The sequence below is a fragment of the Streptomyces bohaiensis genome (genome assembly GCF_012033785.1).
In the GTDB taxonomy this organism is placed as follows: Bacteria; Actinomycetota; Actinomycetes; order Streptomycetales; family Streptomycetaceae; genus Streptomyces; species Streptomyces bohaiensis.
This window is the reverse complement of the sequence record NZ_JAAVJC010000162.1, coordinates 1-10,945: the sequence shown is the minus strand read 5'-3', so window position 1 is coordinate 10,945 and position 10,945 is coordinate 1. Positions and strand designations below refer to the sequence as shown.

Genomic DNA, 10,945 nt, shown 5'->3' with positions numbered 1-10,945 from the left:
GTCGGTGGCGGCGCCGTGCTGCAGCACGGTCTCGGCGGCCTGCCACGCGGCGTGGACGGCGCGCGCCTCGGTCAGTTCGCGGCGCAGCCCGGCGGCCGACCGCTCCGCGGCGGCGAGGGCCAGCGAGGCGTGGCGGTAGGCGAGTTCCGCGGTGGTGCGGGCGGCCCCCTCCCGGGCGCGGGAGGCGGCGGTGACCGTCTCGGCGGCCTGTTGGACCCGGGTGGCAAGTGCCTGGGCGCGGTCGCGTTCGGCCGCGCCGCGGGCGGACATCCGGCCGGCGAGCGCGCGGGTGCGGGTCTCCGCGCCGGCGTGGACGGCGCGGGCCCGCCCCCGGAGGTCGGCGGCCTCCGCGATGCGGTGGAGCAGCTCCAGCGAACCCGCGGTGAAGTCGCGTTCGGCGGTGAGCTCGGCGCGGCGACCGAGCTTGTGGGAGAAGCCGTGGACGAGGTCGGCGAGCCCGTCGGTGTCGCGGGTGTCGGTGACGGCACGGAGCAGCAGGTCGGTGAAGTCCGCGTCGTTCTTGACGGCGAAGAGTCCGGCGGCCTCGCCCTCGTCGGCGTTCATCTCGCGCTGGTAGCGGAAGAGTTCGGGGTCCAGCCCGAGCGCCTCCAGGTGCTCCTTCCAGCGCTCGTGGACCTCCTCCCAGACGACGTCGAGGTTGGGGTAGGCCTTCCCGGTCTCGGTGAGGACGTCGCGGAAGCCCTTCATGGTGCGGCGCCGCCCGGAGGCGCCGGAGGCGCCCTCCCGTTCGGGCGCGGTACGCAGCGCGGTGCTCTCCGCCACCGGCAGGGAGTCCAGCGTCATGCCGGGGCCGGGCCGGAAGGAGTACCAGGCCTCGGCGAACTTGCGGGGGTCGTTCGAGACCTGCCGGCCGCGCCACTCGCTGACCTTGCCGACCACCACCGACTCGCCGGTGAGGGTGTGCTGCCATTCCAGCGCGACGTGGCCGCAGTCCTCCGCGAGCAGGAACTTCCGCAGGACCCCCGAGCTGGCGCCGCCGAGCGTGTTGCGGTGGCCGGGCAGCATCACGGAGAAGATCAGCTTCAGCAGAACGGACTTGCCGCCGCCGTTCTCCAGGAAGAGCACCCCCGCGGGGGCGGGGCGGCGGGGCGGCCCGCTCGGCGCCTCCTCGAAGAAGTCGGCCTGCACCGGCGCCGGTTCCGGTACCTCCTCACCGACACCGCGCAGGTCGAGGACGGTGTCGGCGTAGCGGGCGCCGGCGGGTCCGATGGAGTAGAGGCGGACCCGGGACAGCTCGTACATGGCGGGCACTCACAGGAGGTGGGGAGGGGGCGGGGCGGACGGGTTGCTCAGCCGTGGAACGGCAGGCCGGCGCCGTCGGGGAGGTGGTCCTCCCCGGGCGCGGGGGCGAGGGAGGCGCTGCCGTCGGAGACGGGCACCAGGCCCAGCTCCAGGAGTTCGCTCATGGCCGCGCGGCCCGCCATGTCGCGGACCTGGAGCTGGTAGCGGGGGGTGGTGCGGTAGGCGCCCCCCTCGTCGTCACCGGTGCGCTGCAGGAACCCGGACTCGGCGAGGAAGGAGACCGCCTTGGCGATGATGCCGGTGGTGGAGCCGGCGAGCCGCCGGGCGTCCTTGGTGGCGCCGGTGGCGCTGCGCCGGGCGTAGACGCGCCAGGCGGCCTCCAGGCCGGGGGCCCCGCTCTGCGGATCGGTGTTCTCCCCCGCGGCCTCGGCGCGCTCCTCCAGCCGTCGGCACGCCTGGCGCACGAAGGCGTCGACGCCGTTGACGGTGATCCTCCCGAGGTAGCCGTCGTCCGCGAGGTCCTCCGGCCGGGGGAAGGCGAGCGCGGCGACGGCGAGGTGGGCGAGGCCGTGGAGGAAGCGGTCGGTGGAGTCCCCGGCGGCGCGGCGGGCGTAGTCACCCATGCGCACCGCGAAGACGGACTCCTCGTCCGCGGCGACCGCCATGCCCGCGCGGGTGGAGACCTCCAGCACGATGAGCCCCAGCCCGGTGGCGACGGCATCGGTGAGGCGCGCGAAGGGCGGGTCCTCCTGGTAGCGGCGGACGGCGGCGGCGTACTCGGCGTCGCGGACGGGCTGGAGGCGGGGCTGGAGACCGAAGGCGACGAGCCGGGCGGCGTCCGCGGCGTCCGCGGGGGTGACCGCGCCCTGCGGTGCGGGGGCGGGCGCGGTCTCGGCTCCTGGGTCGGTCACGGGCGGGTCGCTCCTCGGGGGTGGTGGCTGCGGTGGATGGCTGCGGTGCGGGCGTGGTGGGGCGTCAGCTGCCGGGGTCGCCGGCGGCGTACTCCAGCAGCGCGGTGCCGACGACCAGGTCGGCGCCGCCGAACTCCGGGTCCCGCAGTTCCTCGCCGTCGTCGACGGCGAACAGCAGGCGGTCGTCGCCCTGGCGGTGCGCGGTGCCGACCGGGGGGCTGGCGGCGTGGACGGCGAGCAGCGCCACCAGGTAGGGCAGGTCGGGATCGTCGCGCCGGGCCCGCGCCAACAGGCCGGAGAGCCGCCGGGGTGCGTCGGGCGGCAGGTCGAGGAGGGCCTTGGCGGCCGCCAACTGCTCCTCGCTGAAGCGGCTGTCGTCCGGGGTGGCGACGAGGTCGGGCTCGGGGAGTTCGGCGCCCAGGTGCTCGCGCGGCGCGGGCGGGCTGAGCAGGAGTTCGGTGAGGTCCCCGAGGCGGACGGCGCCCGGGGCCCGGAACCCGGCGCCGTGCGAGAACCAGGCGTCGGTCACCCGGACGGCGCGCTCCAGCGGTTCGGGGAGCAGCGGCGTCAGCAGCTGGCCGTGGAGGTCGAGGCCGACACGGCCCGAGGGCGGCGCGAACTCCTGGCGGTCCTGCTCGGCCCGGAAGAGCGGACCCGCCTCCAGCAGCCGCGACTGGAGCTGGGTGTGGCGGCGGATGCAGTCCTTGACGATGTCGACCAGCTCCGCGGCACGGAGCTTGTGCTCGGCGGCCCGCGGGCCGGCGGGGTCGGCCTCGTCCCGCGCCCGGCGGATGTTGGTGAGGATCGCGTTCTCGTGCCGGTAGCGGTCGGCGATGTGGTCCAGCGCCTCGGCGATCATGTCCGGGACCGTGCGCAGCCAGTCGACGGAACGCACGTTGCGCCGCGTCGCCTCCAGCGTGCGGCGCAGGGTCTCGGCGTACTGGACGGTGCGGTAGCGCGCCTGCTCGGCGGCGAGCTGGGCGTCCGCCAGCCGGCCGCGGCTGATGAGCACCTCCAGCTTCACCTCGGCCGCGATCTGCGCGCTGGTCACGTCGGTGTCGAGCGCGCCGACCAGGACGTTGACCGCCTCGTCGGTGGTCCGCAGGCAGACGCCGCCGGCGGGGTCGGGAAGCTCCTCGACGAGCTTGAAGTCGTAGTCGCGGCGGACGTAGGCGCCGTCGGAGCCGAAGGTGCCGTAGACGGCCCGGAATCCGCGGTCGACACTGCCGACGTTGATGAGGTTCTCCAGCACCCAGCGGGCGACGCGGCGGTGCTCGGTCGCCGGCCGCTCGGGGGCCTGGGCCGCGACGCGGGGGACGAGCCGGGCGACCACGTCGTCGTGGTCGGCTCCGGTGTCGAAGTCCATGGCGAGGGTGACGAGGTCGATCGCGGCGAGCGCGACCTCGGCCATGGCGTAACCGGAGTACTCGCCCGCCAGGTTGGCCTTGCGGACGTCGAGGTCGTGCAGCGGGGCGGTGCAGGCCAGCGCGCGCAGCCGCCGGGCCAGACCCTCGTCGGCGGCCGGTCCGGGAGCGGGTCGGCCGGCGGGCGGTGCGGGGGCTGCGCCGGCCGCGGACCGCGGGGCGGGCACCGGATGCGTCGTCACGGGCACAGCGTAGGCGGTCGGACCGACAACGGTTGGTTCGGGTGGCCCTGTCGCCTCGGCGGCTTCCGTCCCACCGCGGGCGGTTGGTCCGCATCGCGGTGCGGCGTGGCGCGGCACGGCACGGCATCACCGCAGCTTACGTCACCGCGCGGGCCCTGCCGGACCACCGCAGCAGGGGCGACCGGGGTGCCCGTCCCTGGTCAGCGGGACGGCAGCCCGGCGGAGCGGGGCGGCCGGGCGAGCAGCAGCGCGATGTCGTCCCGCGCGGCGGGGTCGAGCGCGTCCAGTATCCGGTCGCAGGTCTCCTCCAGCGGGCGGGGGCGGCCGTCCAGCAGGCGCAGCAGGCGGTCGAGGCCGGTGTCCAGGGGAGCATGGCGCGACTCGACCAGGCCGTCGGTGAAGAGGGCGAGGGTGGCGTCGCCGGGCAGGTCGCAGTGGAGCGCGGCGAAGCCGCCGGCCCCGACTCCGAGCGGGGCGGCGACCGGGGTGTCGAGGAAGGCCGCCCGGCCCGCGGGGCTGACCAGGACCGGCGGGAGGTGTCCGGCGGCCGCGATCTCGCAGCGGCCGCGGGCGGGGTCGTACACCGCGTAGACGCAGGTGGCGATGGAGTCGCCCAGGTACTCGGCGGTGGCGTCGAGGTGGTCCAGCAGATCGGCCGGGGGCAGGTCGAGGCGGGCCAGGGCCCGCGTGGTGGACCGCAGTTGTCCCATGATCGCCGCTGCCTGGACGCCCTTGCCCATGACGTCGCCCACCATGAGACCGATCCGTCCGCCGCGCAGGGGGAGGACGTCGAACCAGTCGCCGCCCACCTCGCGCACGGCCGGGAGGTAGCGGAAGGCCAGGTCCAGGGCGAGGGGGCGGTCCGGTATGCGGGGCAGCAGACCGCGCTGCAGGGCGAGCGCCGCGTTGTGCTCGCGGCTGTAGAGGCGGGCGTTGTCGACGCAGATCGCGGCGCGTCCGGCGAGGTCCACCGCGAGGGCGAGGTCCTGTTCGTCGAACGGTCGGGGGGTGGCTCCGGTGCGGCAGAGGCTGAGCGTGCCCAGGATGTCGCCGCGGGCGACGAGCGGTACGGCGAGGTAGGAGTGGACGCCGGACTCGGCGAGGACGGCGGCGGCGCGTTCGTCGCGCGCGATGCGGCGCAGGGTGCGGGGGCCCACCTGCGGCAGCAGCACCGGACGGGCCTCGGCGACGCACTGGGTGATGGGGCGGTGCGGGCCGTAGGAGACCATGCCGCCGACCCGGTCGGGGGCGCGCTCCGCGCCGCTGTGGTCGCTGCGGGAGGCCACGGCGAGGGCGCGGAAGCGCGCCGAGCCGTCCTCGGCGACGGGCGCCACGACCTCACCGCTGAAGACGGAGTCGAGGACGTCGACGGCGGCCAGGTCCGCCAGCCGGGGGACGATCACGTCGGCCAGTTCCTGGGCGGTGTGCTGCAGGTCCAGGGTGGTGCCGATGCGGCGCCCCGCCTCGGCGATCATCGCCAACCGCTCCCGGGCCGCGGCGACCTCTGCCGCCGCACGGTGGCGCGCGGTGACGTCGACGACGGAGGCCGCGGCGCCGAGCGTCCCGCCCTCGTCGTCCCGCACCCGGTGGAAGGAGGCCGACCAGACGTGCTCGGTGCCGGGGTCCGACGGGGTGGTGCCGGTGATCTGCCGGTCGGAGACGGGAGCGCCGTCGGAGAGCACCCGACGCAGGGCCTCGGCGACCTCGGGGGTGTCCACGCCCGCTCCGGCCGCGCCGAGCTCCCGGCCGAGGAGAGCGGCGCGGTCGGTGCCGTTGATCCGGGCCAGGGCGGGGTTGGCCAGCAGCCACCGGAGGTCCGGGCCGACCATGCCCAGACCGACCGGCGACTGGTCCACGAGGCCGGCGGCGAGCGCGGGCTCGGCGGCGGCATCCCGCGGGGCGGTGGCCGCCCGCACCAGCACCGTGGTGGCGCCGTCGGCACCGGTCAGCAGTCGCCTGCCGAGGACCAGCGGGAGGGCGGTGCCGTCGCCCCGCGTCGCGGGGAGCACCGTTGCGTCCTCGGACCCGGTCCCCCGGAACCAGCGGTCGGCCCGCTCCCGGTGGGAGGGGTCGACCAGGTCGGCCGCCGGCGCGCCCAGCACCGCCGCCGCGGGCCGGTCGAGGAGAGCGGCGGCCTCGCCGCTCCATCCCCGCACCGCCCCCGAGAGGTCGGTCACGAAGTACGCGGCCACGGCGCCGCCCGCCGGCGGCTCCCCGGGCCGGGGTGTCCCGTCCGTGTCGTCGTGCGCGGGGTCGTTCCACCCGTGCTCGCCCTCACCGGCCACGCCGTCCGCCTCTCGCCGCGCCGTTCCCACCGCTGCCGGGAGCCATTCAACGACAGCCGCGCCGGGCGCGCGCGGCGGGCCCCGGTGGGGCGCACGCCCGGGACACCGTGGCGCTCCCGGTGCTGCCGGGACGGCTGGGGATGCGGCATCCGGGTGAATGGGGGTCAATGGTGACGGGCGCTGCGAACGTCCGCCGCGGGCGGGTCCGCTCCGTCCCGCGAGTGCGAGGAGGTCGCTGCATGAGTGTGGAGAAGCACCTGCTGAAGGCGTTGGCCCCGGAGCAGCGGGATCGGCTGCTGTCCGTCGGGCGGGAGGCGGCGTTCCCGCAGGGTACGCGGATCTTCGAGGAGCGGGAGAGGGCGGACCGGTTCTGGGTGATCCGCTCGGGCTCGGTCACCCTGGACCTGCGGCTGGGCGAGGGGCCGCGGCCCATGGAGGTCGCGACGCTGCGCATGGGCGACATGCTGGGCTGGTCCTGGTTGTTCCCGCCCTACGCGTGGGATTTCGGCGCCGAGGCGCTGAGCCCGGTGCGGACCGTGGAGTTCGACGGCCGCCGGGTGCAGCGAATGTGCGACGAGGACCCGGTCTTCGGGTACGCGCTGCTGCGGGTGGTGGCCGAGATCCTGGCGCACCGGGTGCACAGTGCCCGCTCCCGGCTGCTGGACCGCTACGCGCCGTACGCGGCCGGGTGGTGAGGGAACCGGCCCCGGCACCGCCGGGCACCGGGTCCCGCCCGGTGCCCGGCGGGCGTCACCGCGCCTCGCCGTACCCGCCGCCGCCGGGGGTGTGCAGCAGCAGCTGCTCGCCGGCGGCCAGCCGGGCGGTGTCCGAGCCGGCGAGCCGCTCGGCGGCGCCGTCGGCCCGGATGACCGTGTTCTCCCCGAGCGCCCCGGGGGCGCCGCCCGCCATCCCGTAGGGCGGTACCCGGCGGTGCCCGCTGAGGAGGGTGACCGTCACGGGTTCCAGGAACCGCAGCCGCCGCACCACGCCGTCACCGCCGGGCCAGCGGCCCGCGCCGCCGCTGCCGGTGCGCACCGAGAACTCCTCGACGCGCACCGGGTAGCGCCACTCCAGGACCTCGGGGTCGGTGAGCCGTGAGTTGGTCATGTGGGTCTGGACGGCCGCGGTGCCGGCGAAGCCGTCGCCGGCGCCGGAGCCGCTGGCCACGGTCTCGTAGTACTGGAAGCCGTCGTTGCCGAACGTGACGTTGTTCATGGTGCCCGAGCCCTCGGCCTGGACACGGAGGGCCGCGTACAGTGCGCCGGTCACCGCCTGCGAGGTCTCCACGTTCCCCGCGACCGTCGCGGCCGGGTGGCGCGGCGCCAGCATGCTGCCCTCGGGGATGCGGATCTCCAGCGGGGTGAGGCAGCCGCTGTTGAGCGGGATGTCGTCGCCGACGAGGGTCCGGAAGACGTAGAGCACGGCGGCGGTCACCACCGAACTGGGCGCGTTGGTGTTTCCCGGCTGCTGCTCCGAGGTCCCCGCGAAGTCGATCACCACGCTGCGGCGCTCCCGGTCGGCGGTGACGGAGACCGCGATGACGGCGCCCGCGTCGGTCTCGTAGCGCACGGCGCCGTCGCGGATCCCGGGAACCACGGCACGGACCGACTCCTCGGCGTTGGCCCGGATGTGGGCCATGTACGCCTGGACCACGTCCAGGCCGAACTGCTCGGTCATGTGGCGCAGTTCGGCGATGCCCTTCTCGTTGGCCGCGATCTGGGCGCGCAGGTCGGCGAGGTTGGCGTCGGGGTCACGGGAGGGGTGGGTGCCGCCGGTCAGCAGTGCGCGGGTCTCCGCCTCCCGCAGCCGCCCGTCGCGCACCAGCAGCCAGTTGTCCATCAGCACCCCCTCCTCCTCGACGGTGCGGCTGAACGCCGGCATCGAGCCGGGGGTGATGCCGCCGATCTCGGCGTGGTGTCCGCGGGAGGCGACCAGGAAGAGCAGCTCGGGTGCGGCGGCGCCGTCGACCGGCCCGGTGGCGAAGACGGGGGTGACGACGGTGACGTCGGGCAGGTGGGTGCCGCCGTGGTACGGGTCGTTGACGGCGTACACGTCCCCCGGGCGCAGGGTGCCGGTGTTGCGGCGGAGCACCTCCTTGATGGACTCCCCCATCGACCCCAGGTGGACCGGGATGTGGGGGGCGTTGGCGATCAGGTTGCCCTCGGCGTCGAAGAGGGCGCAGGAGAAGTCCAGGCGCTCCTTGATGTTCACCGAGTGCGCGGTGTTCTCCAGTGCCAGCCCCATCTGCTCGGCGATCGCCATGAAGAGGTTGTTGAACACCTCCAGTCGCACCGGGTCCACCTCGGTGCCCACGGCAGTGGCGCGCGGCCGCGGCGCCACGCGGTCCAGCACCAGGTGGCCGCGGTCGGTGACCCCGGCGCGCCAGCCGGTGTCGACGACGGTGGTGGCGTCGTCCTCGGCGAGGATGGCCGGGCCTTCGACGGTGTCCCCGGCGCGCAGCTCGCCCCGGCGGTACAGCGGTGCCTCGCGCCAGGCACCGTCGGCGTACAGCTCGACGCGGGCGACCGGTACGGGGGCACCGCCGGTGGCGGTCGGGAGGGCGGGGGCGGAGGGCGGCCCGGGCGGGCCGACCGCCTCGGTCGCCACGGTCGCCGCGACCAGTTCCTTCTCCGCGGTGAAGCCGTACCGGGCCTGGTGGGCGCGTGCGAAGGCGTCGGCCATCGCCTCGGGGGTGTCCAGCGGCACCGGGATCGCGGCGTCGGTGCCCGCGTAGCGCAGGTGCAGGGTGTGGTGGACCCGGACGCCGTCGGCGGGCACCCCGTCGGCCGCCAGTTGCGCGCGCGCCGCCTCGGCGAGTTCCGCTGCGACCCGGTCGACCTCGGCCGCGGTGGCCGCGTCGAGCGGGCGCTCGACCGACCGCTCCCCCAGCGCGGTGGCGTCGGCGACGCCGATGCCGTAGGCGGAGAGCACCCCGGCCAGCGGCGGCACCACCACGGTGTCGATGCCGAGCGCGTCCGCGACCGCGCACGCGTGCTGACCGCCCGCCCCGCCGAAGGCCGCGAGCGCGTACCGGGTCACGTCGTGGCCGCGCTCCACGGAGATCTTCTTGACGGCGCTCGCCATGTTGAGGACCGCGATCTCCAGGTAGCCCGCCGCCACCTCCTCCGGCCCTCGGGAGTCGCCGGTCGTCCGGGCGATCTCCGCCGCCAGCGCGGCGAACCGCTCGCGGACCGCCGCGGCGTCCAGCGGCTGGTCCCCGTCGGGGCCGAAGACGTGCGGGAAGTGGTCGGGTTGCACCCGGCCGAGCATCACGTTGGCGTCGGTGACGGTGAGCGGGCCGCCGCGGCGGTAGGCGGCGGGGCCGGGGTCGGCGCCGGCGGATTCGGGCCCCACACGGTAGCGGGCACCGTCGAAGTGGAGGATCGAGCCGCCGCCGGCCGCGACGGTGTGGATGTCCATCATCGGGGCCCGCATCCGGACCCCGGCGACCTGGGCGCCCAGCACCCGTTCCAGTTCGCCCGCGTAGTGCGAGACGTCGGTGGAGGTGCCGCCCATGTCGAAGCCGATGACCCGGTCGTACCCGGCCTCCGCGCAGCTGCGGGCCATGCCGACGACCCCGCCGGCCGGCCCGGAGAGCACCGCGTCCTTGCCCCGGAAGGCTGCGGCGCGACGCAGCCCGCCGTTGGACTGCATGAACATCAGCCGCACACCCGCCAGTTCGGCGGCCACCTGCTCGACGTAGCGGCGGAGCACCGGCGAGAGGTAGGCATCCACGACGGTGGTGTCCCCGCGCGGCACCAGCTTGATGAGCGGGCTCACCTCGTGGGAGGCGGAGACCTGGGTGAAGCCGACGCCCTCGGCGATACGCGCCACACGGCGCTCGTGGTCGGGGTGGCGGTAACCGTGGACCAGCACCACGGCGGCGCTGCGGTATCCGGCGGCGTGCGCCTCGCGCAGCGCGCGCTCGGCCGCCGCCTCGTCGAGCGGCAGCACGGTACGGCCGTCGGCGGCGACCCGCTCGGGCAGCTCGATCACCCGGTCGTACAGCGCCTCGGGGAGGAGGATGCGGCGGTCGAAGAGCCGGGGCCGGTTCTGGTAGGCGATGCGCAGCGCGTCGCGGAACCCGGCGGTGGTCACCAGCACCGTGGGTTCGCCGCGCCGTTCCAGCAGCGCGTTGGTCGCGACGGTGGTGCCCATCTTGACGAGGGCGACGCGGTCGGCCGGGAACGGCTTCTCCGGTGCGGCCCCGAGCATGCGGCGGATGCCGGCGACGGCAGCGTCGCGGTACCGGTCGGGCGCGTGGGAGAGCAACTTGGCGGTCTCCAGCCGCCCGTCGGGGCGCCGGCCCACGACGTCCGTGAAGGTGCCACCCCGGTCGATCCAGAACTCCCAGCGTCCAGTCATGGCGGCCATGGTGCCAAAGGGCGGCGGTGGGCGCCGTGCCCGCCGCACCGGTGGGGTGGCGTGCCCGGCGGCGGTGGGCGCCGCTCCTCAGGCCCCGGCGAGCCGGCCGCGGACCGCCGTCTGCACCCCGTCGCGTTCGGCCGGGTCGGCGGCCAGCCGCCGCAACCGGTCGGCGACGCGGGCGTCGCCGCTGGTGGCGGCGCGGGCGGCGACCTCGCGGGTGTCCTCCTCGCAGTCCCACAGGCACTCCACCGCCAGGCCGGTCGGGAACGACGGGTCGGCGGTCTCCAGGGCCAGGGCCGCCCGGCCGCGCAGCGCCGAGGAGGCGGTCTCCCGGTAGACGTGGCGGAGCGCCGGCGCGGCGGCGCGCACGCCCAGCCGGCCGACGCCGTCGACCAGGGGCGGCAGGACGTCGCTGTCGGGCCCGCCCAGCTGCACGGCCCGCCGCAGTGCGTCGTGCACGGCGCCGGCGTCGGCGCTGCCGCCGCGGTGGGCGAGCAGGGTGGCGGCCAACT

At 76.0% G+C, this 10,945-nt stretch carries 5 protein-coding genes and 2 pseudogenes; 1 reads left to right on the top strand and 6 read right to left on the bottom strand.

Features of this window, described 5'->3' with window-relative positions; translation table 11 throughout:
- The 4 genes and pseudogenes from HCN52_RS16745 to HCN52_RS16730 all read right to left on the bottom strand — a co-directional run.
- Window positions 1-1,263: pseudogene (locus HCN52_RS16745) on the bottom strand (hypothetical protein); the annotation flags it as partial.
- A gap of 47 nt (window positions 1,264-1,310) precedes the next feature.
- Window positions 1,311-2,174 (bottom strand): hypothetical protein, encoded by an 864-nt coding sequence (locus HCN52_RS16740; RefSeq protein ID WP_168089263.1) that lies wholly within the window; start codon window positions 2,172-2,174, stop codon window positions 1,311-1,313.
- A 64-nt stretch (window positions 2,175-2,238) separates the two neighbouring features.
- Window positions 2,239-3,765: a hypothetical protein gene (locus tag HCN52_RS16735; protein WP_168089264.1), complete on the bottom strand. Its 1,527-nt coding sequence runs from the start codon at window positions 3,763-3,765 to the stop codon at window positions 2,239-2,241.
- Window positions 3,766-3,980: 215 nt separating this feature from the next.
- Window positions 3,981-6,065 carry a SpoIIE family protein phosphatase gene (locus tag HCN52_RS16730; RefSeq protein ID WP_168089262.1) on the bottom strand — a complete coding sequence of 695 codons (2,085 nt, stop codon included), beginning with the start codon at window positions 6,063-6,065 and terminating at the stop codon, window positions 3,981-3,983.
- Between the two features lie 239 nt (window positions 6,066-6,304).
- Between HCN52_RS16730 and HCN52_RS16725 the strand changes: the two genes are divergently transcribed.
- Window positions 6,305-6,760, top strand: coding sequence for a cyclic nucleotide-binding domain-containing protein (locus tag HCN52_RS16725; protein WP_168089261.1), 456 nt, complete (start codon window positions 6,305-6,307; stop codon window positions 6,758-6,760).
- A gap of 55 nt (window positions 6,761-6,815) precedes the next feature.
- On the opposite strand, the gene HCN52_RS16720 is transcribed toward HCN52_RS16725, so the two are convergent.
- On the bottom strand, window positions 6,816-10,430 hold the full coding sequence (locus HCN52_RS16720) for a hydantoinase B/oxoprolinase family protein (RefSeq protein WP_168089260.1): 3,615 nt from the start codon (window positions 10,428-10,430) through the stop codon (window positions 6,816-6,818).
- Window positions 10,431-10,517: 87 nt separating this feature from the next.
- Window positions 10,518-10,945, bottom strand: a pseudogene (locus HCN52_RS16715) (HEAT repeat domain-containing protein); the annotation flags it as partial.

Excerpts from the sequence above, each read along its gene's own strand:
- HCN52_RS16725 (WP_168089261.1), top strand. The coding sequence starts at position 6,305 with ATGAGTGTGGAGAAGCACCTGCTGAAGGCGTTGGCCCCGGAGCAGCGG.
- HCN52_RS16720 (WP_168089260.1), bottom strand. The coding sequence starts at position 10,430 with ATGACTGGACGCTGGGAGTTCTGGATCGACCGGGGTGGCACCTTCACG.